This window comes from Hippea maritima DSM 10411, from assembly GCF_000194135.1.
GTDB lineage: Bacteria > Campylobacterota_A > Desulfurellia > Desulfurellales > Hippeaceae > Hippea > Hippea maritima.
The window spans coordinates 1478429-1504977 of record NC_015318.1 but is presented as its reverse complement, the minus strand read 5'-3'; the positions used below and the strand labels follow the sequence as shown (position 1 = coordinate 1504977).

At 38.4% G+C, this 26549-nt stretch carries 25 protein-coding genes; all 25 read left to right on the top strand.

Going from position 1 to position 26549, the window contains the following annotated elements; translation table 11 throughout:
• The first annotated feature begins 114 nt into the window (after positions 1–114).
• Positions 115–1470, top strand: a complete 1356-nt coding sequence (locus tag HIPMA_RS07905; protein WP_013682512.1) for a pyridoxal phosphate-dependent aminotransferase — start codon at positions 115–117, stop codon at positions 1468–1470.
• Between the two features lie 121 nt (positions 1471–1591).
• Positions 1592–3268: an AMP-binding protein gene (locus HIPMA_RS07900; protein ID WP_013682511.1), complete on the top strand. Its 1677-nt coding sequence runs from the start codon at positions 1592–1594 to the stop codon at positions 3266–3268.
• A 9-nt stretch (positions 3269–3277) separates the two neighbouring features.
• Positions 3278–4972 carry an AMP-binding protein gene (locus HIPMA_RS07895; protein WP_013682510.1) on the top strand — a complete coding sequence of 565 codons (1695 nt, stop codon included), beginning with the start codon at positions 3278–3280 and terminating at the stop codon, positions 4970–4972.
• A 132-nt stretch (positions 4973–5104) separates the two neighbouring features.
• On the top strand, positions 5105–6484 hold the full coding sequence (locus tag HIPMA_RS07890) for a UDP-N-acetylmuramoyl-L-alanyl-D-glutamate--2,6-diaminopimelate ligase (protein WP_013682509.1): 1380 nt from the start codon (positions 5105–5107) through the stop codon (positions 6482–6484).
• Positions 6469–7758, top strand: a complete 1290-nt coding sequence (locus tag HIPMA_RS07885; protein WP_013682508.1) for a UDP-N-acetylmuramoyl-tripeptide--D-alanyl-D-alanine ligase — start codon at positions 6469–6471, stop codon at positions 7756–7758. The genes HIPMA_RS07890 and HIPMA_RS07885 overlap by 16 nt, the downstream gene beginning before the upstream one ends.
• A complete protein-coding gene (gene mraY, locus HIPMA_RS07880) occupies positions 7759–8850 on the top strand; it encodes a phospho-N-acetylmuramoyl-pentapeptide-transferase (protein WP_013682507.1) in 1092 nt (363 codons plus the stop codon).
• Positions 8851–8852: 2 nt separating this feature from the next.
• Positions 8853–10160 carry a UDP-N-acetylmuramoyl-L-alanine--D-glutamate ligase gene (gene murD, locus HIPMA_RS07875; protein ID WP_013682506.1) on the top strand — a complete coding sequence of 436 codons (1308 nt, stop codon included), beginning with the start codon at positions 8853–8855 and terminating at the stop codon, positions 10158–10160.
• Positions 10138–11235 (top strand): FtsW/RodA/SpoVE family cell cycle protein, encoded by a 1098-nt coding sequence (locus HIPMA_RS07870; protein ID WP_013682505.1) that lies wholly within the window; start codon positions 10138–10140, stop codon positions 11233–11235. The genes murD and HIPMA_RS07870 overlap by 23 nt, the downstream gene beginning before the upstream one ends.
• Positions 11219–11857, top strand: coding sequence for a histidine phosphatase family protein (locus HIPMA_RS07865; protein ID WP_013682504.1), 639 nt, complete (start codon positions 11219–11221; stop codon positions 11855–11857). The genes HIPMA_RS07870 and HIPMA_RS07865 overlap by 17 nt, the downstream gene beginning before the upstream one ends.
• Entirely contained in the window at positions 11841–12590 is a 750-nt protein-coding gene (gene murI / locus HIPMA_RS07860; RefSeq protein WP_218915348.1) for a glutamate racemase, read from the top strand. The genes HIPMA_RS07865 and murI overlap by 17 nt, the downstream gene beginning before the upstream one ends.
• A 3-nt stretch (positions 12591–12593) precedes the next feature.
• Entirely contained in the window at positions 12594–13214 is a 621-nt protein-coding gene (hisH, locus tag HIPMA_RS07855; protein ID WP_013682502.1) for an imidazole glycerol phosphate synthase subunit HisH, read from the top strand.
• Complete coding sequence (gene hisA, locus HIPMA_RS07850; protein WP_013682501.1) at positions 13211–13939, top strand: 1-(5-phosphoribosyl)-5-[(5-phosphoribosylamino)methylideneamino]imidazole-4-carboxamide isomerase; 729 nt, start codon at positions 13211–13213, stop codon at positions 13937–13939. Before hisH ends, hisA begins: the two co-directional genes overlap by 4 nt.
• Positions 13932–14759: an MBL fold metallo-hydrolase gene (locus tag HIPMA_RS07845; RefSeq protein WP_013682500.1), complete on the top strand. Its 828-nt coding sequence runs from the start codon at positions 13932–13934 to the stop codon at positions 14757–14759. The genes hisA and HIPMA_RS07845 overlap by 8 nt, the downstream gene beginning before the upstream one ends.
• Before the next feature lies 1 nt (position 14760).
• The gene (locus HIPMA_RS07840) at positions 14761–15375 is read left to right on the top strand and encodes a fumarylacetoacetate hydrolase family protein (RefSeq protein ID WP_013682499.1); all 615 of its coding nucleotides are present in this window, start codon (positions 14761–14763) and stop codon (positions 15373–15375) included.
• Positions 15372–17366, top strand: a complete 1995-nt coding sequence (locus HIPMA_RS07835; protein ID WP_013682498.1) for an STT3 domain-containing protein — start codon at positions 15372–15374, stop codon at positions 17364–17366. Before HIPMA_RS07840 ends, HIPMA_RS07835 begins: the two co-directional genes overlap by 4 nt.
• A 118-nt stretch (positions 17367–17484) precedes the next feature.
• Positions 17485–18258 (top strand): 30S ribosomal protein S2, encoded by a 774-nt coding sequence (gene rpsB, locus HIPMA_RS07830; protein ID WP_013682497.1) that lies wholly within the window; start codon positions 17485–17487, stop codon positions 18256–18258.
• The gene (gene tsf, locus HIPMA_RS07825) at positions 18258–18854 is read left to right on the top strand and encodes a translation elongation factor Ts (protein ID WP_013682496.1); all 597 of its coding nucleotides are present in this window, start codon (positions 18258–18260) and stop codon (positions 18852–18854) included. Before rpsB ends, tsf begins: the two co-directional genes overlap by 1 nt.
• A 3-nt stretch (positions 18855–18857) precedes the next feature.
• The gene (pyrH, locus tag HIPMA_RS07820) at positions 18858–19571 is read left to right on the top strand and encodes a UMP kinase (protein WP_013682495.1); all 714 of its coding nucleotides are present in this window, start codon (positions 18858–18860) and stop codon (positions 19569–19571) included.
• A gap of 10 nt (positions 19572–19581) precedes the next feature.
• On the top strand, positions 19582–20148 hold the full coding sequence (frr, locus tag HIPMA_RS07815) for a ribosome recycling factor (RefSeq protein ID WP_013682494.1): 567 nt from the start codon (positions 19582–19584) through the stop codon (positions 20146–20148).
• Positions 20148–20852, top strand: coding sequence for an undecaprenyl pyrophosphate synthase (gene uppS, locus HIPMA_RS07810; RefSeq protein WP_013682493.1), 705 nt, complete (start codon positions 20148–20150; stop codon positions 20850–20852). Before frr ends, uppS begins: the two co-directional genes overlap by 1 nt.
• Positions 20849–21631: a phosphatidate cytidylyltransferase gene (locus HIPMA_RS09255; RefSeq protein WP_013682492.1), complete on the top strand. Its 783-nt coding sequence runs from the start codon at positions 20849–20851 to the stop codon at positions 21629–21631. The genes uppS and HIPMA_RS09255 overlap by 4 nt, the downstream gene beginning before the upstream one ends.
• Complete coding sequence (dxr, locus tag HIPMA_RS07800) at positions 21610–22764, top strand: 1-deoxy-D-xylulose-5-phosphate reductoisomerase (protein ID WP_013682491.1); 1155 nt, start codon at positions 21610–21612, stop codon at positions 22762–22764. The genes HIPMA_RS09255 and dxr overlap by 22 nt, the downstream gene beginning before the upstream one ends.
• Entirely contained in the window at positions 22761–23846 is a 1086-nt protein-coding gene (gene rseP / locus HIPMA_RS07795; protein ID WP_013682490.1) for an RIP metalloprotease RseP, read from the top strand. Before dxr ends, rseP begins: the two co-directional genes overlap by 4 nt.
• Positions 23843–24916 carry a flavodoxin-dependent (E)-4-hydroxy-3-methylbut-2-enyl-diphosphate synthase gene (gene ispG, locus HIPMA_RS07790; protein ID WP_013682489.1) on the top strand — a complete coding sequence of 358 codons (1074 nt, stop codon included), beginning with the start codon at positions 23843–23845 and terminating at the stop codon, positions 24914–24916. The genes rseP and ispG overlap by 4 nt, the downstream gene beginning before the upstream one ends.
• Positions 24900–26540 (top strand): tetratricopeptide repeat protein, encoded by a 1641-nt coding sequence (locus HIPMA_RS07785; protein ID WP_013682488.1) that lies wholly within the window; start codon positions 24900–24902, stop codon positions 26538–26540. Before ispG ends, HIPMA_RS07785 begins: the two co-directional genes overlap by 17 nt.
• Positions 26541–26549 lie beyond the last annotated feature (9 nt).

Sequence of the window (26549 nt, the reverse complement as noted above, 5' to 3'; positions counted from 1 at the left end):
ACCCTAAAAAATTCTTTAAAATTGGTTTCTGAGTTAAGAAGAATTTACTCTTGACAGCTTTTTTGTTATGTATAAAATTCATCCACTTATACAAAGAGGGGGAGGTAATATATAATGTTAGGAAACCCTGATAAAAAGTTTTCAAATTTTTTTAACGGTGTAAAACCATCCGGGTTAAGGCTTGCCCAAACTGTGTTTGAAAAGAGGGCACAAAAGGAGTTGAAGGAAGGTAAAAGGCCTATAGAGGCCGTTAATGTTGCCATAGGCAGTGTTTCTTTAAAAACCCACCCCAAGCTGCTTGAAAGATTTTTAAATCCAACTAATGAAGAGTTAATTAACGGCATATGGAGATACGGTGAAACACCTGGAACTCAAAAAGCCAATGAGGTGTTTATCAAAATAATAAGGGCATTTTTGCCTGATGGTGTAAATCCAAAATTATACTCAATTATCCAGGATGGTGGCTCAGGGGCCATGAGGACAGCCATTTTGGGTTTATGCGGCGATGCAGGCAAAGACGATAGGCCGCTGCTTGTTATGAACCCTACATACACCAATTACAAGGCCGTTGCCGATGAGCTTGGCAGGAGGATTGTAGCGGTTGAGAGGGCTTTAGATAGGAGCGGAAACTTTAACCATGTGGCTGTTGAGAAGATAGAAGAAGCTGTTAAAAAGTATAAACCAGGTGCTTTGTTGATTATACCGTATGACAACCCATCGGGCCAATTGATGAGGCAGAAGACGATAAACGAATATGTCAGGATCTGTCTTGAAAATGATATGTTTATCATAAGCGATGAGGCCTATAGGGGGCTTTACTACACAGATGATGAGCCTCCGAGTGTGTGGAGAGTGACAAATAAGGATGTGCCTGGGGTTGAAGAGGCGGGCATAAGGATAAGCATAGAGAGCTTATCCAAGACATTTAACTCATGCGGTTTGAGGATGGGTGCTTTGGTGACGGATAATGAAGCCTTTAGGGATAGGGCTTCTGCGGCTAACACAACCTATCTTTGTCCTTCAATAATCGACCAACACATAGTTGAAGGTCTTTATGATGAAAGTTATGAGGATATAAGGGGCTGGGTGGCTTCCCTGAGGGATTATTATAAAGATTTGCTTGAGCATATGTATGATGAGTTTAAAAAGAGAATGCCCAAAGCCATTGTCTCAAAACCTGAGGCTTCTATTTATATGGTTTTAGACTTGAGAGAGATGGTGGATGATAGTTTTGAGGCAGAGGATTTTGTTATGTATTGTGCAAGGGAGGGTGAGGTTGAGATAGATGGTAAGCGATACACCTTGCTTGTTAGCCCGATGTGGGGCTTTTACAATGTTATAGAGGGTAGGAATCCGGGCCATACGCAGGTTAGAATAGCATGTGTTGAGCCTGAGGATAAAATGAGAATCGTGCCTGAGCTTTTCTCGAGGTTGTTTGAGGAGTATTTATCCAAGAGAGACAAAAGATAATTTTGTAATATATACCTTAAAAATTAAAAAAGACAGATAAATTAGTTTGTAAATCATATTGACTTTTTGATATGTTTTTGGTAATAAATGGCTTTAAAAGAGGAGAGGGGGGTTTTTTAAGATGAAGCATAACATGTTAAATTATGAGGAAGAGGTTAAGAATTTTAAAATTGATGTGCCGGAGTATTATAATTTTGCTTTTGATGTTGTTGACAAGTGGGCTGAAGATAGAACAAAACTTGCATTGGTTTGGGCAGATACGCCGGGTAAAAATATAAAGAAATATTCCTTTTGGGATATATCTGTTATGTCAAATAAATTTGCCAATGTTTTGCTTAAGCTGGGCATCAAAAAGGGCGATAATGTATTTGTTATGGTTCCCCGTATTGTTGAGTGGTATGCGGTGATGCTTGGTTTGAATAAGGTGGGTGCTGTTGCACTACCTGCCCCCAATATCCTGATGCCTGAAGATATACGCTACAGGATAAGGAAAGGTGATGTTAAGATGGCAATAGCCAGCGCATCCAATGCATCAAAGGTTGAGGCTGCCTGTAACAATGGAGATTGCCCTACGCTTGATGTCAAAATGATTATAGACGGCGACCTTGAGGGGTGGTTGTCTTTTGAGAATCAGATGGATATGGCCTCTGATAAACTATCAAGGGATGATGTTGAGCCTACAAAGTCTACAGACCCACTTCTAATATACTTCACAAGCGGCACAACGAAATACCCAAAGATGGTAATGCATGATCAGGCATATGCTTTGGCTCATATCGTTACTGCCAAATATTGGCACGATTTGAAACCTACAGATTTGCATTGGACGATTTCTGATACAGGTTGGGGTAAGGCAGTTTGGGGTAAACTTTACGGTCAATGGCAGATAGGCTCTGCCGTGTTTATGCATAATGCCGGCTCACATTTTGATGCCAAGATTACACTTAAGCTTTTAACTACCCAAGGTATAACCTCATTCTGCGCACCGCCCACGGTTTATAGGATGTTGATTCAGGAGGATTTGAGTCAATATGACTTTTCATCTCTGAGGCATTGCACCTCGGCAGGTGAGCCTATAAACCCTGAGGTTATAAAGGCATGGAAAAACGCAACGGGCACGTTGATTTATGACGGCTACGGCCAGACTGAGACTGTTTTAATTGTTGCAAATTATCCTTGTATGCCGATAAAGTATGGCTCTATGGGCAAGCCTGTTCCGGGTTACGATGTAAGGATTGTTGATGATGACGGTAATGATATGCCGGTGGGTGAGCCCGGTCATATAGCTGTTAAGATAAAGCCCAATCATCCAATAGGTGTTGCAAAGGAGTATTACAAAGATGAAGCTGCTACGGCTGAAGCTTTTAGGGACGATTTTTACTACACCGGCGATAGGGCTTACATGGATGCAGATGGTTATTTCTGGTTTTATGGTAGAGCCGATGATGTAATCAAATCATCGGGATACAGGATTGGCCCGTTTGAGGTTGAAAGTGCGCTTCAGGAGCATCCGGCTGTGGCAGAAAGTGCTGTTGTTGGGAGCCCAGACCCTATCAGGGGAACAATTGTGAAGGCGTTTATCATACTTGCTAAGGGTTATGAACCCTCAGATGAGCTGATTAAGGATATTCAGGATTTTGTTAAGAATAAAACTGCACCTTATAAGTATCCGAGAGAGATAGAGTTTGTCAAAGAACTACCCAAAACCATAAGCGGCAAGATTAAAAGGGCGGTTTTAAGAAGGATGGAGATTGAGAAGAAATTAGGTAAAAAAGGCACAAACGGCTCGTTTGTTTAGGAGGGTGCCATGTTAAGTTATGCATTTGAAGGCTCAACAACCAAATTTATCGCCAAAACGATAGGCGATATGTTGGATGAGAATGCCGAAAAATATGCAAACAATGACTGTATTGTTAGTTTACATCAAAATATTAGAATGACTTATAAGGAGTTTAAACAAGAGGTTGATAGGCTTGCAAAGGGCCTTCTGGCTTTGGGTATAAAAAAAGGCGATAAGGTGGCTATCTGGTCAACAAATAACGTGGAGTGGGTTTTAACGCAATTTGCCACAGCAAAGATAGGGGCAGTTTTGGTTACGATAAACCCAGCATACAGAACAAACGAGCTTGAGTATGCCTTAAAACAGTCAGAGGTCAATACGTTAATTTTGATAGAGAGCTTTAAAACATCTGATTATATCCATATGTTTTATGAGGTTGCCCCGTTTGCAAGGGGTGCAATACCGGGTCAGATTCACTCAAATAAACTGCCACATCTAAGAAATGTTGTATGCATAAGCGATACTAAACATACCGGCATGTTTAAATGGAAAGACGTTTTATCTATGGCATCAAGGGTTGATGATAGTGAGCTTAGAGATAGGCAGAAGAGCCTTGATTTTGACGATGCTATAAATATTCAATATACATCAGGTACTACCGGTTTTCCAAAGGCTGCAACATTGAGCCATTTTAATATTATAAACAATGGCTTTTTTGTTGGCCAAGCTATGAAGTTTACCGACAAGGATAGATTGTGTGTGCCTGTGCCATTTTATCACTGTTTTGGTATGGTTATGAGTAATCTAACCTGCACTACTCACGGTGCTACGATAGTTTTGCCAAGTGAATACTTCAATGCTGAGGCCACGCTTGAGGCTGTTGAAAAGGAAAAATGCACAGCACTACATGGAGTTCCTACAATGTTTATAGCTGAGCTTGAGCATCCGCGCTTCAAAGAGTTTGACCTGACAAGTCTAAGAACCGGTATAATGGCCGGATCTCCCTGCCCTGTTGAGGTTATGAAGAGGGTAAACAAAGAGATGCATATGGAACAGGTTGAGATAGCATACGGCCAGACAGAGGCAAGCCCTGTTATAACCCAAACATTGGCCGATGATACGCTTGAGCATAGAACGGAAACCGTAGGAAGACCTCTACCGTATATTGAGGTTAAAATAGTAAATCCAGAAACGGGTGAAATTTTGCCGGTAGGTGAACAGGGAGAGCTGTGTGCAAGGGGGTATAATGTTATGAAGTATTACTATAATAACCCTCAGGCAACCAAAGAGGCTATTGATGAGGATGGATGGTTGCACACCGGTGATTTAGCAACCATGGATGAGGATGGCTATTTTAAGATTACAGGTAGAATTAAAGATATGATAATCAGGGGCGGGCAGAATATCTATCCACGCGAGATTGAGGAGTTTCTCTATACCCATCCAAAGGTTGCTGATGTTCAGGTTATTGGAGTGCCAGATAAGAAATATGGCGAGGAGGTCTGTGCCTGGGTTAGACTCAAAGAGGGTGAGACTGCAACTGAAGAGGAAATTAAAGAGTACTGCCAGGGTAAGATAGCTCATTACAAGATTCCAAGGTATATCAAATTTACCGATTCATTCCCGATGACCGTTACAGGCAAGATTAGAAAAGTTGAGATGAGAGAAATTTCTATCAAAGAGCTTGGACTTGAGGAAGTAGCAAAGATAAAGACAGCTTAGATTGAACAGAGATTAAGTAAATACTTTTTAGCCGGCTTTAGGCCGGCTTTTTTTATTGTCTTGACAAAAGATTAAAAATGTAGGATTTTAAAAGCGACCTTTGTGGTCAATAAGATTTTAGGGTTTTTAGCTATGGAGTGCTTGAAAAGAATAGAAGAGTTTAGGCCAGTTGATATGGTCTATGACTCCCGCGAGGTCAGTGAGGGTTTTGTATTTTTTGCGATAAAGGGTACAAAGGTTGATGCAAATAGGTTTGTACCGAATATTTTGGCTAAATTTAAGAGGGTTTTGGTTGTAAGTGAGAATGGGTTTGATGATGAGAGATGTATAAAGGTTGATGATGTTAGAAAGTGCATGGGGCTTGCTGCTGATCACTTTTTCAACCACCCTTCAAAAAAACTTAAGGTTGTGGGTATAACAGGGACAAACGGTAAAACCACCACGACATACCTGCTTAGAAGCATATTTGATAACAGCGAGATTATTGGCACAACCGGCTGGACTTTAAAGGATGAGAGGTTTAAGCTAAACAACACAACGCCTGAATCGTTGGATTTGCACAGAATACTCAACAGGATGGCTATGGCTAATAGCGAGTATTGCTTTACTGAGGTTTCTTCTCATGCCTTAAGCTTTAATAGAATTGAGGGTGTTGATTTTGCATTAAAGGTATTTACCAATATATCTCAAGACCATCTGGACTTTTACGATAATCTTGAAAACTATGCAAAAACGAAGCTTTCCTTCTTCGAGAGGCTAAAGCCTAAGGTTGTAAACGCCGATGATAGTTATGGCAGGATGCTTATCGATGCTGCAACAATTAGTTATGGTTTTTCCGATTTTGCTTTTATAAAGCCTATTGTTTATGAGTATTCGCTTGATGGCATAAAGGCAAAGCTCAATGTGGCAAGACGGACTATTAGCATAACCTCACCACTTATAGGTGATTACAATCTGTATAACATAATGGCTGCTTTAGGCGTTGCATTATTCTTTGGTGTGGATTTTGCAAGGATTGAGGAGGGGATAGCAAAAAGCAAAGGTGCGCCTGGTAGGCTTGAGTTTTTCCAAAAAGACGGTGCTTATGCTGTTGTTGATTATGCACATACAGACGATGCTATGAGGAATGTTTTAGAGGCTTTGAATAAAATAAAGAAGGGCAGGATTATAACAGTCTTTGGTGCGGGCGGTGATAGGGATAGAACAAAAAGGCCAAAGATGGGTTCTATAGCAGAAAGTTTAAGTGATGTTGTTGTTGTTACAAGCGATAATCCAAGAAGTGAGGAGCCTTTAGCTATAATTGATGATATTTTGGAGGGAATTAGCGATAGGGACAGGGTTATTGTTGAGCCTGATAGGTTTGAGGCTATAAAGAAGGCTTTGGGTATGGCTGAAAAAGGCGATCTGGTTACGATTTTGGGTAAGGGCCATGAGGATTATCAGATTTTAAAGGATAAAACGATTCATTTTGACGACAGGGAAGTGGTGAGAAGGCTTTGGAATTTGGATTAGATGAGATAATAGCTGTTTTAAAGCCAAAAAGCATCTCTTTGGATAGAGATTACACAATAAAAGGTTTTTCCATAGATTCGCGCGCCATAAAAGAGGGAGAGGTTTTTGTTGGTATAAAGGGCGAGAGGTTTGATGGTACAGATTTTGCGCCTGAGGCTGTAAAGAAGAGTAAAACATTTGCCATAGTGGAAAAGAAAGTGGATTGTCCGCACATAATTGTTAATAATGCTTTAGGTGCCTTAAAGAGACTCGCAACGTATAAGCTAAAAAAATCCGGAGCTATTTCTGTTGCGATTGTTGGTTCTGTAGGTAAGACGACAACCAAAGAACTTGTAGCGGACTTTCTGTCTTGCAGATATAGCGTATGTAGAAGTTTAGAGAATGAAAACAACATAATAGGTGTATGTAAAACCCTTTTAAGGGTTGAGGATGAGGATTTCTGTGTTGTTGAAGTGGGTATAAACAATCCAGGAGAAATGGAAGAGATAGCGGCTTTCTTTGAGCCGGACAACGTCTTGTTTTTAAATGTAACCTCGACGCATATAGGGAACTTCGAAAATATTGATGCTATTTTTAAGGAGAAATCCAAAATCATAAATAAAAGCTCAAGGCTTGTGTATAATGCAGACGATGAAATATTAAAAGAAGCCTTCGAGGGTAAAGAAAATTCATTTGGTTTTTGCTTTTTTGGAGACTGTGAATTTAGGGCAGAAAACAACAATAATGTAAAAGTTGAAGATATAACACTAAAAAAGCCCTTTGGTTTAAATCCTTATACGGTTTTGTCCGGTTTTGTTGCCGCTTTTGTTTTCGGTGGTTTTAAGGATGAGACTTGCTTTAATGATAAGCTAAAGGCGTTTAAGCCTGTTGGATATAGAATGAGGCCCGAGATACTTGAAGACAAGCTGTTTATTCTGGATTGCTATAATGCCAATGTTAACTCCATGATGCATGCTATAGATGAGCTTGCTAAACTAAAAGGAAGGAAGTTGGCTATATTAGGAGACATGCTTGAGCTTGGTAGTTTTTCAGAAAGATTTCACAGGGATGTTGGTTTGTATTTAAATGGAAAGGATATAGACCTGTTGGCCGTTGGAGGGGATGCATTTTTTATCTTTGATGCTTTTAATGGCAAGAAGTATTACTGCAAAACTAAACCAGAGGCTGTTGAGCTTTTAAAGGATAAACTTACTGATTATGATATATTTCTACTTAAGGCATCAAGGGGCATGAGATTTGAGGATATATTCACAAGATTAAAAGGAAGCCAGTAGATGTTCTATTATATATTTTATCAAAAACTAACTCATATTTTTTCACCATTCAATGTTTTTCACTACATAACCTTTAGGATGATTATGGCATCACTTACAGCGCTTGGTTTATCTTTATGGTTTGGCAAAATCCTTATACCTAAACTTAAAAGCATGCAGTTTGAGGATAGTTTTAAGGGCTATGAGCCACAAACACACAAACAGAAAAGCGGTACTCCCACTGTGGGAGGGCTTATTATTTGGAGCGGCTTTTTTGTTTCAGCTTTGATGTGGATACGATTTGATTCACCGCTTGCTTGGATTGTTCTTTTGGGTAGTTTTTTGTTTATGCTTATAGGCTTTTTGGATGATTTTCTGAAGATAAAAAGAGGGAAAAACAATGGTCTAAAGGCCAAAACCAAGTTTTTTTTGCAAACGATTGTAGCGCTTGTTGTGGCGTTCATGATATTCAGGGTTGAGCAGATATTAACGGGGTGTGCAGGTTGTTTTTACTTACCTTTTATAAAACACGGAGTCTTTGATTTAGGTTATTTTTATCTGGCTGTGGCTGTTTTTGTGATAGTAGGCAGCTCAAACGCCGTTAATTTAACCGATGGCCTTGACGGGTTGGCCACGGGACCATCCTTAACAACCATATTTTCTTTGACTGTTTTTGCCTATGCAACGGGTAATGCTATTTTTGCTTACTATCTTCACCTACCGCATGTTGTTGGTTCAGGTGAAATAAGTGTATTACTTGCCGCTTTAGCCGGTTCTTTGCTTGGCTTTTTATGGTATAACTGCTATCCGGCTGAGGTGTTTATGGGCGATACAGGTTCTTTGGCTTTAGGTGGGTTTTTGGGTATAGTGGCTGTGGCTATTAAAGAGGAGGTTGTCCTTGCAATAGCCGGAGGCATATTTGTTCTGGAGACCCTGTCTGTAATTATTCAGGTTGCAAGCTATAAAACAAGAGGTGAGCGTATATTTAAGATGGCGCCGATTCATCACCACTTTGAGTTGAAGGGATGGCCTGAGTCTAAGGTTATTGTTAGGTTTTGGATAATATCTCTGGTTTTAGCTTTGCTGTCTTTGACGGCACTTAAATTGAGGTAGGTATGCGTGTTGGAGTAGTTGGTTTTGGAAGAAGTGGCCAGGCTGCTTATAGATTGCTTAAGGATAAAGGCTTTGATGTATATGCTTTCGATGATAGGGCAGAACTTAAGGGTGCTAATCTATTTGGAAAAGGCAAGATAAATAAGTTCTTCGAGATATCATTTGATGAGGTTGTTCTAAGTCCTGGCGTAAAACCGTCGCACCCCTTTGTTAAGCACTGCCGGTCTAATCGAATAAAGCTTATAAGTGAACTTGAACTTGGATATAGGTACGCAAAAGGCAAGATAATAGCAATTACCGGCACCAACGGTAAATCAACTACGGTTGCTTTGGTAGAGCGAATTTTGAAGGGTGCATCAAAAAGGGTTATAGCGTGTGGCAACTACGGACTGCCTTTAAGCGAGGCTATTTATGAGAACGCTGAGTACTATGTCGTTGAGGCAAGTAGCTATCAGCTTGAGTTTATAGATAAGTTTAAACCTAATATAGCGGCTATATTAAATATAGCGTTTGATCATTTGAGCTGGCATGGTAGCATGGATAATTACATAGAAGCAAAGAAGAAAATATTCAAGAACCAATTGGAGGATGATTTTTTTATAAAAAATGATTCAGATAGCTATATATTTGATGGTAAGGCTAATCTGTTTTTGGTTTCAAAAAGAGATAGAAATGCCGATTGTTTTTTTGAGAAAAACGGGGTTATTGTAAATAGGCCTGAGTATCTAAGAATAGATAAAACAGGTTTGTTTGGCTCTAAAGTTTTTGAGAATATAGCTTTTGCCGCTTTGATTGGGCTTTTATGCGGAATTGAGAAAAAAACAATAAAGGAGGTGGTTGGAACCATGAGCAATTTGGAGCATAGGATAGAGTTTGTGGATGAGATTGATGGTGTTAAGTTTTACAACGACTCAAAGGCTACAAACTTAGATGCCGTTGAGGCTGCCATAAACTCGTTCGATGAGGGAATCAAAATTGTTATAATATTAGGTGGAAAACACAAGGGTGAATCATATTCAAGGCTTTTACCGCTTCTTGAAAAAAGGGCTAGGGCTGTAGTTGTTTACGGTGAGGATAGAAAGGTCATATTGAATGAGTTGGATGGGTTTTTGCCTGTTCCTTTGCCTGCTGTGAATATATGGGGCGCTGTAAGGGCTGCATTTGAGGTAGCCTCTAAAGATGATGTAGTTTTGTTTAGTCCAGGCGGTTCGAGTTGCGAGCCCTATAAGAATTTTGAAGAACGTGGAGAGGCCTTTAAAAAGGAAGTGGAAGTGTTTAAGAAGGAGTATGAACAAGCTCCCTTGGTTTAGGCCATCTTTTGTTGTTTTACCATATTTTCTTTTGCTTGCTATAGGTATAGTCGAGGTGTGGTCATCATCGTATTATTTTGCATTTAAGAAGTTTTCAGATCCCAATTTTTTCTTAAAAAGAGAGATTGTTTTTGTGGGATTATCAATTGCATCTGCCTGGTTTTTTTCTGTATTAAACTATAGATTTTTAAAAAGAATATCCTTGATTTTAGTTATTTTTGCTCTATTTTTGCTTGTGTTTTTACATGTAGATGGCGTTAGTATAAGAGGGGCGACCCGCTGGCTAAGAATAGGCGGGTTTATGTTTGAGCCCAGTGGGTTTGCCCAACTTGCCCTTTTAATATATATTGCCGATTTTATAAGTAGAAAGCAGCAGTTCAAAGATGATATAACTAGGGGCGTTATACCCGTTGCAGTTGTGGCTGGTATTTTCTTTTTACTTATTGCCGTTGAGCCGGATGTCGGTAGCGCTGCACTTTTAATCTTTGTGTTTTTGGCAATGATTTATGTATTTGGCTATAAATTTAGTCATATACTCTTGCTTATAATGCCTGCTGTTGTTGTTATGGGGGCTGTAATATATACAAACCCCAATAAGGTTCAGCGGCTTATAAACTTCTTTGTTACTGGAAAGGTAAACTATCAGGTTGAGCATGCCTTAGTGGCTTTAGGCAGTGGTGGAATGTTTGGTGTTGGTGTTGCGAAGGGTATATACAAAAGTCTTTTTGTGCCTGATTCTTATAACGATTTTATTATGGCTGGCATTGGTGAGGATTTTGGTTTTTTAGGTGTTATAATGGTGATTCTACTTTTGGTTTTTTTACTTTCTTTCATGTTTCAACTTTCTTTTAGGTGTAAAGATATATTTGGTAAGGCTTTGAGCTTTGGTATAGGTGCCCTTTTGTCTTTTGAGGCTATCATGAACCTATTTAGCGTTTATCATATAATGCCCCCGAAGGGTATAACTATGCCTTTTTTGAGTTACGGGGGTACTTCGCTTCTAATTGATGGTGTTTTGGTTGGTATTGTATTAAGTATTTATAAAAGGTGTCCGCTGAATGGAGAAGAAGCTTAAGTATTTGTTTAAAAGTGATATTTATGATATCTATATCATTAGGCATCCAGAGGTTGAAAACCATCATAAAAATGTGTTTAATGGACATATAGACGTTGATCTGTCTGAACGTGGATATAAACAGGCTAAAGAGTTGATTAGATTTTTTGAAGATAAAAGCATAGGCTATGTTTATAGTTCGCCTCTGAAAAGGTGTAAGATAGTAGCTGAAGGTTTTTCAAAGGCAGAGGTTGTTATAGATGATAGGTTAAAAGAACGTTCATTTGGCATATTTGAATCTTTGAGATGGGAGGATATAGAGAGGTTATATCCTTATGAGGCTGAAGCTTTTCTGAAAGACCCGTTTTTCTACAGACCTGAAAAAGGAGAAAGCTTTGAGGATGTGCGTAAGAGGGTTGTGAGTTTTATTAAAGATAGGCTAAAGCAACTAAAAGGTAATATTCTAATATTGGCACACGGAGGCGTTAATAGGGTTTTTATAAAGGAGTTTTTATCTATTCAGGGCAATGCAGTTTTAAATATATCGCAGGATTATGCCTGCATAAACCACTTTGAAAGCGATGGTGATTTTGTTTTGGCAAAACTTATAAATGGGAAGGTGTGTTTTGATAGGGGTATTTGATTCAGGAGTGGGCGGTTTAAGTGTAGTCAAGCAACTTCTAAAGGCATTTAACTCAGATATTATTTATTTAGGTGATACCGCCAGGCTGCCATACGGAACAAAATCAAAAGAAACGGTTTTGAAGTATTCGATTCAAAATGCTGAGTTTTTAATGAGGTTTAATGTCGATGCCATAGTTGTTGCTTGCAATACTGCAAGCAGTGTTGCTATAGATGTATTGAAAAAAAAATTTAACCTACCGGTGTTTGGTGTTATAGAACCTGCAGCAAAGCTTGCGGCTAAATTTGAAAAGGTTTGTGTGATAGGTACAACATCAACAATACAGAGCAATGCATACCCAAAAAAAATAGCCAAATACAACAAAGGCTGTAGGGTAACTCAAAGGGCATGCCCCTTATTTGTACCCTTGGTTGAAGAAGGATGGATCTATGATGATATAACCTACGAGGTTGCAAAGCGCTATCTATATGATTTGGAATGCGATGCATTGATTTTGGGCTGCACTCATTATCCGCTTCTTAGAGAAATAATTCAAAGAGTTATGGGTGTAGGAGTTAGTCTTATAGATAGTGGAGAGGCCTTGGTAAAGGGCCTTAAGGATTTTAAAGACTTGTTTGAAGGCAGTGGTAGACTGAATTGTTATACAACCGATTCAGAGGAGAAGTTTGCCAAACTCGGCAGCATGTTTCTGGGTAAACAGTTTAACGGCGTTAAGCTTGTTGATTTGGGGTAACTTATGGGTTTAATAACGATTATTGACTATGAAAGCGGCAACGTGAGGAGTGTTTCCAAGGCAATTGAGTTTGTTGGTTTTAATTCTAAAGTGACGCACAACAAGGAAGAGATTCTCTCAAGCGATGGGGTTGTGTTACCTGGGGTGGGTGCTTTTGGCGATTGTATGGATAAGCTCAAAAAATACAGACTTGTTGATGTTATTTATAAGGTTATTGAAAAAAAGAAGCCGTTCTTAGGGATTTGTGTGGGCCTGCATCTTTTGTTTGAGGAGAGTGAGGAATTTGGAATCCACAAGGGGTTTGGACTTGTTAAAGGTAGGGTTGTGAGATTTAGGGGCAATGGCCTAAAGGTGCCACACATGGGTTGGAATACCGTTAATATAAAAAAACAAAACAAGATATTCAATGGCATAAAGGATAATAGTTTCTTTTATTTTGTTCACTCTTATTACGGAGTGGCTTTAGATGAAACAGAGATTGCAAGTTGTGATTACGGTGTTAGTTTTACTGCAGCTGTTAATAAGGATAATATGTGGGGGGTTCAATTTCACCCTGAAAAGAGCCAAGGGGTGGGATTGAAACTGTTAAAGAACTTTTGTGATATATGTGAGGGAAAGCTATGATAATAATTCCTGCTATAGATTTGATAGAAGGGAAAGCTGTAAGGCTTACTCGCGGTAGAAAGGACAATATTAAAATTTACCATGAAAACCCATTAAAATTGGTGGAGTATTTCAATAATCTGGGCGTTAAGCGTATCCATGTAGTTGATTTGGATGCAGCCTTTAGCGGAGGGGAAAAAAACAACTTGAAGCTTATAGAGGATATAGTGCAAAAGAGCAATGCAATGGTTGAAGTCGGTGGCGGTATGAGGAGTGTTGAAGATGTAGAAAAGGTTCTTTCAGCTGGGGCAGCTAAGATTGTTATAGGGACTATGCCCATTAAAAACCCTCAGGAGTTTGATAAGGTAGTTGAGCTTTTTAAGAATAGAATTATAGCTGGTGTTGATGTTGATAATGGCTTTGTAAGGATATCAGGTTGGCAGGAAGACAGCCAAATAGAGTACATATCATTTTTACTTAAAATGAAGGATAGGGGAATAAAAGAAGTTATTATAACTGACATAAGTAGGGATGGTACGCTAAGCGGCGTTGATGAGGAGTTTTACAGGGAAATAGCGGTAAGAACCGATTTGGACATTATAGTATCAGGCGGCGTTAGGGACATAGATGATATAAAAAGGGTAAAAGAACTTGAAAAATTCGGTGTTATTGGTGTTATAGTGGGTAAGGCAATTTATGAAAAAACTTTATCTTTAGAAGAAGCTGTGGAGTTGTGCAATGCTTAAGATAACAACGCTTGTTGAGAATACGGCTGTTAGGGCTAAATTTAGAGCGGAGCACGGGCTAAGCATGCTAATAGAGAAGGACGGTGAGACTGTTCTTTTTGATACTGGCCAAACCGATGCTTTGATTCATAATGCAAAGCTTTTAGGTGTGGATTTGTCAAAAATTGACAAAGTTATTCTATCGCATGGACATTATGATCATGTAGGGGGTCTTAAGTATTTGCTTGATTATACAAAACCAACTATCTATGCCCACCCTGAGATATTTAGAAAGAGGTATTCAAAACTCAGTGATGATGGAAACTTGAGATATATTGGTATAGAGGATAGGGAGTTCTTTGAAAAAAAAGGAGCCAGATTTGTTTTGAGTGAAGAGCCAATTGAGGTTGCAAAAGGTATTTGGACGAGTGGTTTTGTAAAAATGACAAACGATTTTGAAAGTGTGGATAAGAATTTTGTTTATGAGAAAGACGGAGAGCTTATTAAGGATGAGGTTGAAGATGATTTGAGTGTATTTATTGAAATTAATGGCTCTTTATTTGTATTATTTGGATGTGCACATAGAGGAATAATTAACATAATGAAGCAGGCAGAATCTACGTTCAATAAGTGTATCCTTGGCTTTTTGGGTGGTACACACTTAGGTCCTGCGGATGAGATTCAAAGAGAAAAAACAATAGAGGCTTTAAAGGAGATGGATTTAAGGGTTATGGGGCCTTCACATTGCACTGGCCTCTTAATGACATCTAAAATGTACTGCGAATTTGGCGATAGGGTCGTGTTTAACAATGTAGGTGTAATAACGGTTGTAGGGGGCTGAAATGAAAGGCTTATTTTTTGAGGATAACCTGGTGTGTCCAAGTAAGGTTGTATGTATAGCAAGAAACTATGTTGAACATATAAAGGAGTTGAACAACGAGCAGCCGGGGAATATTACACTATTTATAAAGCCCAATAGTTCTGTATCTACCCAGCTGTTTCTGCCGAATTTTGGCGAGTGTCATTATGAGGCTGAGATAAGTTTCCTTGTTAAGGATGGGGATTTTGTCGGTGTAGGTTTTGGAATTGATTTAACCTTGAGGGATGTGCAAAGCGCCTTGAAGGATAAGGGACTTCCTTGGGAGAAGGCCAAGGCTTTTGATAATGCTGCTGTCTTTAGCGATTTTGTAGCGATTGATAAAGACGATGTAGATAAACTCGGCATAGAGCTATACATAAACGATCAGCTAAAACAAAAGGGCGACGTCTCTTTAATGATAAACAAACCTTATGAGATATTGAATGAGGCAAAGAAGTATTTTAGCTTTTGTGATTATGATGTGTTAATGACAGGAACACCAAAGGGCGTTGGTAGGTTTAATAGAGGAGATAGGTTTTTGGGTAGGATTCTTCTAAATGATAAGGCAATAATTGAAAAAGAGTGGAACGTAAGATGAAGCAGACGAGCTACTTCAATTTCAAGTTGTTCTTGATTTTTGTTTTGCTTGTTTTTTCTGCTTCGTTTTATTTTAGATACCATCAATTCAGCGTTTGGAAAACAAAGCCTGATGTGTATTTTGTTAAAGATTATCCTGCCATGACCACGCTTGATGCTTATTACTGGCTCAGGTATGCAAAGGAATACAAAAATGGCTCATACTATAAGTCTGACAATGATACCTTAAGGGCATATCCTGAATTTACAAAAAAAGCCAAACCTATTCCATTGATAAGCTTTTTGATAGCCTGGTTTTCAAAGATTACAGGTATGTCTATATATCTTAGTGGGCTAATGCTTGTTCCTATTCTGGCAAGTCTTTTTGTTATACCTTTTGCCCTTTTGTTTTATGAGGCCAAGATGCCTATAGCTGGCCTTGTTGGCGGTTTTGTAGGGGCTTTTTCCTGGATGTATGCAATAAGAACTGCAATGGGTAGGGTAGATACAGACCTCCTTCAGTTGTTTTTTATGTTTTTGGGTTCTTATTTTGTTGTGAAAGCATCGCTTGCAGAAGATAGAAAGAGAATGTATTTATATGCATTGCTACTCGGCTTGAACTTTTTGTTATTTGGTTGGTGGTATGCCCATTATGGCATAGACCTTGTTTATTTTGTTGTTTTGATTGCTTTTCTTATTTTCAGAAGGGTAAATTTAAAGGATATAACTGTAGTTTGCCTTCTGTTTATCTTCTTTTCCAATCCACTTTGGTTTTTTTCAAGTTTAAATAGCGTAATAGGTTTTTTTACCCAATACGGAAAAATAAGCTCTGCAGCTGGTGGGGATTTTCCAAACATACTAAAGACAATTACAGAGGCTGAGCATGTAGCAGCAGCAAAAGTGTTGAGTTATATTCTATCATCCCCCGTCATAGACACCCTAGGGCTTATTTTATCCCTTTTTGCCCTTGTTTTTGCGAGATTTTACGGTGTAGCTGTTTTGCCTGTATTTTTGCTTGGAATGCTGGCCTTTAGGAGTTCCAATAGGACAGTTATGTTTTTGGCACCTTTTGTTGGTATAGGCTTTGGTTTTCTGTTTGATTTTATTTTGAATAGATTAAAGAGTGATAAATTTAATTCTACTTTAAAGAATGTTATTTCCTCTTTGGTTGTTGTGGTTTTGGTTGTTGGGCTTGGCAGTTTTAGTGCGTATAAATTTGTACCAAGACCTTCCATAGCAGCGCCCATTGTTGATAGTTTTTTGGATTTAAAAGATGAGTTAGATAAGGCCGTTATATTTTCCTGGTGGGATTACGGCTATGCTATTGAAGATATAGATGGTTTTGCAACATATCATGATGGTGGTGCACATGGTGGGGCAAGAACATATCTTGTTGCTAAGGCGTTAATTAGCGACAATCAAACCCTTATGCATAACATAATATCGTTTATGAACCACTATGGTGTCAAACCCATAATGGATAACATAACAAAGGATAATGTATCGGCAGGGGATGCTGTCAAGATGGCATTTGGATTTAATAAGCCTTTGAAGGATAACAATAACTACGTTTTGTTTACGCAGGATATGATAGGTAAATATTATGCTATTAGCTATCTTGGCAGCTGGGATTTTAAGAAGGAGAAATCATATCCAGATGGATATTCCTTCTTTGCCTGTTTCGGTTATAAAAACGGTGTTTTTAAATGCAACAGGGGTGATATAGATACAAAGACAGGTGTGATAGATGGAAAACTGCCTATAAAGAGGCTGGTGTATGTTATTAATGGAAGAATAGCTGATGAAAAAACCTTTAACAGCAGGGGTGTAAATGTTGAAATATGCATGAACAGGATAGATAAAAAGGTTGTAGTTAGGTTTGTTTTGGTTTGTGATGATAGGGTATTTGAAAGCAACTTCAACAAGATGTATATATTGGGTGACTACGACAGTGGTTTGTTTGAGGAGGTTTACAATAAATTTCCAACAGCAAGGGTGTTTAGGGTTAAATAGGGCTTGTAAAAGTTTGGGCTTTTGTATATAAATTCAAGACCACGCACATTCCCTGCAAAAAGGATTCCCTAAAAGGGGCGAGGGGATGGTGGTAAAAATCCTTTAGGAGGTTTGAGGTATGTCTTATGTTACGATGAAGGAGCTGCTTGAGGCTGGTGTGCATTTTGGTCATCAGACCAAGCGCTGGAATCCAAAAATGAAGCCTTTTATCTTTGCTGCAAGGAAGGATATTCACATCATTGATCTTCAGAAGACCATTGTTTATTTCGACAAGGCCTATGAGTTTTTGGAGGATGTGGCTGCTCAAGGCAAAACAGTTCTCTTTGTTTGCACCAAAAAGCAGGGCAAAGAGGAGATTAAAGAGGCTGCACAGTCATGCAATATGCCATATGTTAACGAGAAGTGGCTTGGAGGTCTTCTAACAAATTTTGCAACAATTCAGAAGAGCCTTGAAAAGCTTCAAAGACTTGAGGAGATGGAAGAATCTGGCGAGATTGAAGCTTACACAAAGAAAGAGCAAAAAATCTTAAGAAAGAGAAAAGAGAAGCTTCAAAAGTATCTAAACGGTATTAGGCAGATGAATGATTTGCCTGATGCGTTACTTATAATCGATGTAAAAAGAGAAGAACTTGCTGTCAAAGAGGCTAATAAATTGGGTATACCAATAGTTGCATTGGTTGATACAAATTGCGATCCAGACCCAATAGATTACGTGATACCCGGCAACGACGATGCCATAAGGTCTATAAAGCTCATGTCTGCAAGACTTGCTGAGGCTATAAAGAATGGTCAGGCAAGATATGAAAAAGAGCTTGAATTAAAGCAAGAGGAAGAGGCTTTTGAAGAGGGTAGAGAAGAGAAACTACAGGCAGAAGAGGAGGAAGAAGAGTAATGGCTAATATAACAGCTGCAATGGTCAAGGAATTAAGGGAGAGAACAGGTGCAGGTATGATGGCCTGCAAAAAAGCGCTTCAGGAGACAGATGGAGATATAGAGAAAGCTATAGATAAACTCAGAGAGATGGGTCTTGCATCTGCGGCTAAAAAAGCTGGCAGAGAGGCCAAGGAAGGCAAGGTTACAAGCTACATCCATGCCGGTGGCAAGATAGGTGTTTTGGTAGAGGTTAACTGCGAGACAGACTTTGTTGCCAACACTGATGACTTTAATAATCTATGCAAAGATATAGCTATGCATATAGCTGCTGCAGCTCCTGAGTATGTAAGCAGGGATGAAATTCCTGAAGATGTCATAAATAAGGAAAAAGAAATAATGAAAGAGCAGCTAAGGCAGGAAGGCAAACCAGAGAATATTCTCGATAAGATTGTTGAGGGTAAGATTGAAAAGTATTATGAGCAGGTTTGTTTGCTTGAGCAGCCGTTTATTAAAGATGACAGCATGAAGATTAAAGACCTTGTTCAGAACGCTATAGCCAAGATGGGTGAAAATATAGTTGTTAGAAGATTTGCACGCTTTAAAATAGGTGAATAAGGAATGGATAAGCCGGTTTTTAAGAGAATATTACTAAAATTAAGCGGGGAGGCCCTGATGGGCTCCCTTTCTTATGGAATTTGTGAGGATACCATAAAGGAAATAGCCAGGCAGATAAAGGATGTAAAAGAGCTTGGTGTTGATGTGTGTACTGTCATTGGGGGAGGTAACATTTTCAGGGGCGTTAAAGGTGCAGCTATGGGTATGGATAGGGCAAGTGCAGACTATATGGGCATGCTTGCTACTGTAATTAACGGTTTGGCGCTTCAAGATGCTCTTGAGAAGATGGATGTTCAAACACGTGTTATAAGTGCTATAGAGATGCGTGAAATAGCAGAACCCTACATTAGAAGGAGGGCTTTGAGACATCTTGAAAAGGGGAGGGTTGTAATATTTGTAGCTGGCACGGGTAATCCATACTTCACAACCGATACAGCTGCATCTTTAAGGGCTATGGAAATGGGAGCTGATGTAATATTGAAAGCGACGAAGGTTGATGGTGTTTATGATAAGGACCCAATGGTATATGCAGACGCTAAGAGAATCAAGACTATAACCTATATAGAGGTTCTTGATAGAAACCTGCGGGTAATGGACTCAACTGCTATTTCCATGTGTATGGAAAACCATATGCCTATAATAGTGTTTAGTATAAAAGAGTACGGGGCGTTAAAGAGGATAGTATTAGGCGAGAACTTAGGTACACTGGTTAAGTAGGAGGTGATACATGGAGGAGAGTGTAGATAAAGTTATCACTCAGATGAAAGATGAGATGAAAAAGACTTTGAGCTCATACAAAAAATACCTAACTACCGTAAAAACGGGAAGGGCCCATGTATCTGTTTTTGAGGGTATAAAAGTTGAAAGCTACGGGCAGCAGATGCAGCTTAAACAGCTTGCAACCATATCTACACCAGATGCAATGACAGTTGTAATTCAGCCGTGGGATGTTTCTATTATAAAAGAGATAGAGAAGGCTATCCTTAAAGCAAATATGGGTTTTACGCCTCAAAACGATGGTAAAATTATAAAAATCAACATACCCCCAATGACTGAAGAAGATAGAAAAAAAGTAGTGAAGCTACTAAAACAGGAGAGCGAAAACTATAAAGTTGCTCTAAGAAACGCAAGGAAAAAAGCTTTAAAGACTATCAAAGATTTGGAGAAAGAAAAGATAATTTCAGAAGATGAATCCAAAAGAGCCGAAAAAGAGGTTAAGAAGGCTCTTGATGATAGCTCAAAGAAACTTGATGAATTAATGAGTAACAAAGAAAAAGAGATACTCAACCTTTGATGAGTGAGAATTTTCCGTACCATGTTGCCATTATAATGGATGGCAATGGCAGATGGGCAAAACAACAGGGTAAGAATAGAACTTACGGTCACTATATAGGTTCGAATGTTGTAGATAAAATAGTAGAAGCTGCTATAGAGGAAGGCGTTAAGTATCTGACGCTTTATACCTTTTCCACAGAAAACTGGAAAAGGCCGAAGAGCGAGATAAGATTTTTGATGTTCTTGCTAAAAAAACAGCTAATAAAGAAGAGAGAGTTATTTTTAAGAAAAAATGTAAAATTTAATGTTATAGGCGATATAGATGTCTTTGAGGATGAAATAAAGGAAAATATAAATCAATTGATAGAAATAACAGAGAATAATACGGGTTTGAGGGTTAGTTTGGCTTTAAACTACGGTGGCAGGTATGAAATAGTAAGAGCCTCTAAAGAGATAGCCAGAAAGGTTAAAGAGGGTCTAATAGAACCAGACGAAATAGACGAGAAGCTGTTTGCTCAACATCTCTATACCTATGATATGCCTGATGTTGATCTTTTGATTAGGACAGGTGGAGAGAAAAGGGTGAGTAATTTTCTATTGTGGCAGATTTCCTATGGGGAATTTGTCTTTTTTGATAAACATTGGCCGGAATTTAGTAGTGATGATCTAAAGGTTGCCATTGAGGAATTCAAAAGGCGTAAAAGAAAATTTGGCGGGCTGTGATAAAGCGGATAGTTTCTTCTGTTATACTTATACCTTTAGTTGTCTATCTTGTGTTAAAAGCCGACCTTCTCTATGTTAGATTGAGCTTTTTACTGATTGAGGCTTTGGCTTTCTCTGAATGGTTGGGGCTTGATAGCAGGCCATTTGATTTTAAAAAATCACTTTATCTTTCACTATCCATTATTTTAAGCTTTGTCTTTTTATTCTACAGCATGTATTTTGTGGATGTTTTATTTTTTGCCTTGGTGGTTTCCATGATTGTGGGTTTTTCATCTTTAAGTAAAAAAGAGGTATTTTACGACTATTACTATTTTGTCGGAGCACTTTATGTTATTTTATACTCCTTTGGCGTGAAGCTTATGGGTTTTAATAACGGCAGATGGCTTTTGCTTTTGTTATTTGTCTCCATTTGGTCGGGCGATAGTTTTGCCTATTTCTGCGGTAGGGGTTTTGGTAGACATAAACTCTCGCCTCTTATAAGCCCTAAAAAAACCATTGAAGGTGCTGTTTGTGGCGTGTTGGGCGGTGTTTTTATAGGTGTATTGTTTGGGTTATTCGCAAAGGTTAATATTTTAGATGCCTTTATTGTAGCTTTTGTCTCAAATGTAGTGGGAATATTTGGGGACTTATCAGAATCTGTTGTAAAACGATTCTTTTCAAAAAAGGATTCATCACATCTTATACCTGGGCATGGCGGTATTTTGGATAGGCTTGATAGTTTTTCCTTTGCGGTATTTTTTTCCTATCTGGTGCTTGAATGCAAAACGTTGTTGTTTTAGGCTCAACCGGTTCTATAGGTGTTAATACGCTTGATATAATTAGATATGATAATAATTTCAATGTCATAGGGCTAAGTTGCAACAAAAATGTAGAGCTTTTGAAAAAACAGATTGATGAGTTTAGACCATCTTATGTGTGTGTGGCAAGTGGAACCGATTTAACTCACTTGAAATCGCTTTATCCTGATGTTTGCTTCTTTGAAGGTAAGGAGGGGCTTGTTGAACTTATTGATTTAGACGAAGTTGATGTTGTAGTTAATGCCCTTGTCGGTGTTTCTGGCCTTCTTCCAAGTTATTTTGCGTTAAAGAACAAAAAGAAACTTGCCCTTGCAAATAAGGAGAGCTTGGTTGTTGCCGGTAGGGTTTTGAGGGGTTTATCATATAAAAATGGAATTGAGATAGTGCCGATAGATTCTGAGCATTCAGCTATTTATCAATGCTTGGAGCATAGGGATAAGGATGATGTCTCTAAAATTATACTCACGGCAAGTGGGGGTCCGTTTTGGGATAGGGATAATTTTGAAGGTGTTGAGCCTGAGGATGCATTGGCTCACCCAAACTGGAATATGGGCAAAAAGATAACAATAGATTCAGCTACTATGATGAACAAGGGATTTGAAATAATAGAAGCCAGGTGGCTGTTTGATATTCCAGCAGATAAAATAGATGTTGTGATTCATAGGCAAAGCATAGTTCATTCGGCTGTTGAATTTGTAGATGGCTCTATTATAGCTCAAATTGCAGACCATGATATGAGAATACCCATAGCCTACGCTTTAACAAAGCCCAAAAGATTAGATCTACCGTTTAAGATAAACTTATGGGGGGTGGGTTCTTTAACCTTTGAAAAGCCCGATTTTAAGAGGTTTAGAACTCTTGAGTTTGCTTTTGAGGCTTTAAAAAAAGAAGACAAAAACCTTGGAATGGTGCTTAATGCTGCCGATGAGGTTGCGGTGGATGAGTTTTTAAATGGCAATATAGATTTTAAGGATATATTTGAGATTTTGGAGGTTTCGTTGTATAAATTTGAAGATAAGCTGCCCGAGGATATATTTGAAATTGATAGAGACTCAGAAAGGTTAAAGCAAGAGGTGCTTGGGCTAATTAGAAGAGATTTTGGAGGAAAGAAATGAGTTGGCTATGGGGCATTGTTGGCCTTGTTTTGATGGTTATAATACACGAGTTTGGACATTTTATTGTTGCGAGGCTTTTAGGGGTAGGTGTTGAGAGGTTTTCTGTAGGGTTTGGACCTATTCTATTTAGATTTAAACCCAAAAAGACTGAGTATGCCTTTTCTTTGATTTTGCTTGGAGGTTATGTAAAGTTAAAAGGGGAAAGCTTTAAAGATGATGATGCGTATCAGCCAGACTCGTTTGTAGCTCAACCATTATGGAAGAGAGTTTTAATAGTATTTGCTGGGCCATTTTTTAATATAGTATCGGCCGTAGTTTTTATAGCGCTTGCTTACAATATAGGGATAACAACACTTGCACCGACAGTTGGGAAGGTTATGAAAAACTCACCCGCTCAGGCTGCGGGCATTCATGAAGGTGATATTGTTGTTGCTATAGACGGCAAGAGTGTAAGAACGTGGAAAGAGATGGCTAAGCTTATAAAATTACACCCCAACAAGATGATAACCTTAAAGATTAAGAGGGGCGATAAGTTAATAGCTCTAAAAGCTACACCAAAATCTGTGAGGGTTAAGGATGTCTTTGGTAAGGAGGTTTTACAGGGCAGGTTAGGTATTGCACCATCAGGTGATACGGTTAAATTGAGATATGGCCCAATTGAGAGTGTGCAAAAGGGAATTCAGGAGACCATATATATGACTAAGCTTATAATTGTTGGTCTTGTTAAATTAATAGAGAGAGTTATACCTACCTCTGAGATAGGTGGACCTATAATGATAATAGATTTTGCAGGAAAAGCTGCATCTGCAGGTCTTGGGGCATTTTTATGGTTTATAGCTGTAATAAGCATAAATCTGGGTATTTTGAACTTACTACCCATTCCGGTTTTAGACGGCGGCCATCTTTTGTTCTATACTATAGAAGCCGTAAGGGGAAAGCCGGTAAGTGAGAAGGCTCAGGAAAATTTCCAGAAAATTGGAATAGCTCTTCTTTTGGCTTTGATGTTATTTGCCTTTGTCAACGATTTTAGAAGATATGGTGTTGTAAAATTTGTTAAACATCAAATAGAGCAGAAAAAATGAGTCTGATAAAGAGAAAAAAGACCAAGCAGATAGATGTAGGCGGGGTTAAAATAGGTGGCGGTGCACCTGTTGTAGTTCAATCCATGACGAATACCGATACACATGATGTAGATGCTACGCTTAAACAAATTGAAAGGTTGCATAAAAGGGGATGCGAAATTGTCAGGTGTGCGGTTGTAGATGAGGATGCAGCTCTGGCTCTAAGAAAGATAAAACAAAAAAGCCCAATTCCGGTAATTGCCGATATACATTTTAATTACAAACTTGCTCTTTTATCTATTCAAAGCGGTGTGGATGGTTTAAGGATAAATCCAGGCAATATAGGTTCTTTTGATAAGGTTAAGGAGATCTTAAAGGCTGCTGGTGAGCGTGGCATTCCCATAAGGATTGGGGTAAATAGCGGCTCGTTGGAGAAGGATTTACTTAACAAATACAATGGGCCTACAGACGATGCGTTGGTTGAAAGCGCTTATCGATGGGTGAGAAGAATAGAGGATTCTAATTTTACCAATATGAAGGTTTCGATAAAATCTTCCGATCCCCTATCTACAATTATTTGCAATGAGAAGATCTCAGAACTAATAGATTATCCTTTGCATATAGGTGTCACAGAAGCCGGAAGCTCAAGAGAAGGTATAGTAAAATCGGTTTCGGCTTTGTCTGTTCTTTTAAGGCAGGGTATTGGTGATACAATAAGGATATCCTTAAGTGAGCCACCAGAGAATGAGATAGATGTCTGTTATGAGCTGTTAAATGCATTACATTTGAGAAAAAAACGCTCAATAGATTTTGTATCATGTCCCACCTGTGGTAGAATTGAAATAGATTTGCTTTCACTTGTAGATGAACTAAAAAAAAGGCTTTCTGATATAGACAAGCCCATCAAGGTTGCCGTAATGGGATGTGTTGTTAACGCTTTAGGTGAGGCTAAGGAGGCCGATTTGGCTATAGCCGGAGGTAGGCATTTTGGCTTGATTATCAAAAAGGGCAAGTTGTTAAAAAAGGTCAGGGAAGATAAACTTTTAGATGAATTTGTAGAGGTTGTAAGGGAGTATGCCAAGACCCATTAAGAGCCTTATAATAGTTTTGATTTTTTTGAGTTTTTCCATAAATAGTTTTGCCTATCTAAAAGAGTCTGTGGTCTATCATTATACAGCTGGGTACTTGGCGTTTTTTAAAGGTGATTTCAAAACGGCGTCTGACCAACTTTGGGCTATTTTCTCTGAGGTAAAAACCAAAAGGTTTTTAAACGAGTTATCCGATGTTTTAATCTATGAAGGGGAATACCGCAGGGCATCAAGAGTTCTTGAAGAGGCGATAAAACTATATAAGGATGACAAGGAATTCTACTATAAACTTTTTGATGTGTATACTATTCTCAAACTCAAAAAGAAGGCAGAAAGCTTAATGGGCCTTATACAGAAGCGCTTTGAAGGTCAGCCAAAAACTATAAAAGGCATGGCATTTATGTATATAAAAAGCGGCGAATACGAAAATGCCTACAATGAGTTAAAAAGATATGTAAAATTAAAACCGAATGATGTGATAGGTTATTACTATCTTTCTCAAGTTTGTATTAAGCTTGATAAATACGGTTGCGCTTTGGATAATGCGAAAAAGGCTTACGAACTTGCCCCTAAGAACCCAAAAACAGCGTTATTGCTTGCAAATTTATATGAGAGGGATAAGTATTACAAAAAGGCTATAGAGGTTTATAAAAAACTACCAAAATATCACTTTGTTCTTTATTTTATGGGTAATGATTATGTTCTTTTGAGGGACTATAAGGATGCTTTTGCCTCTTTTAAAGGTGCATTTAAAAGGGCAGGTAGGGTGGATTATCTTGAAAAGCTCCTTTTTATAGGTCTAAGACTGAAAAAACTTAAAGAGGTTAAAAACTACTGTGTAAATTACAGCAAACTTGTAAATCAGTCGGATAGATTAAAGTTTTTCTGCGCTTTAGCCTTTAAAGACGACAGTTGCAATAAAACCATGTCCTATCTCAATAACATAAACGATAAGGTTGAATTTTACGAGGATGTTTTATATGCCAAGATAGATTGTTTAATTAAAGAAAACAAAAAGAAAGAGCTTTTTGACAGACTGGCAAAACTAAAAAAAGTGGATTTCTACCTTTATGCTGCATCCGGTTTTGTCAGGATGAAAAAGTGCAGGAGCGCTATAGATATTATAAATTTAGCAGCAAAGAGATTTAAATCCAAAAAAGACCTATCGATTATCTATTTCTATAAAGGTGATGTCTATTACGACTGTTTGAAAGATAAGTTTCATGCCGTATCGGCTCTTAAACAATCTTTGGTGTTTGATCCTGACAATGCAAGGGCATTGAACTACTTGGGTTATATGTATATAGATGAAGATATAGACCCCAAAAAGGGGCTTTTGTTTGTAAAGAAGGCTCTGAAGATAGATAAGGATAACCCTTATTATTTAGATAGTTTAGGTTGGGGGTATTTTAAGCTTAAAGAATATAAAAAGGCTGAGATTTATTTGAAGAAAGCTATAGTCTTGTTTGAAAAAGACAATGAATCGGTTGTTGTTAGTCTAAAACACTTGGCAAATGTGTATATTAAAGAGGGAAAGAAGAAAGATGCCTTGGAGTCTTTAAGGCGTGTTTTGAAGCTTAAGTCCGATGATAAGGAGGCAAAGGAATTATTAAAAAAACTCAAGTAAGACTGATAA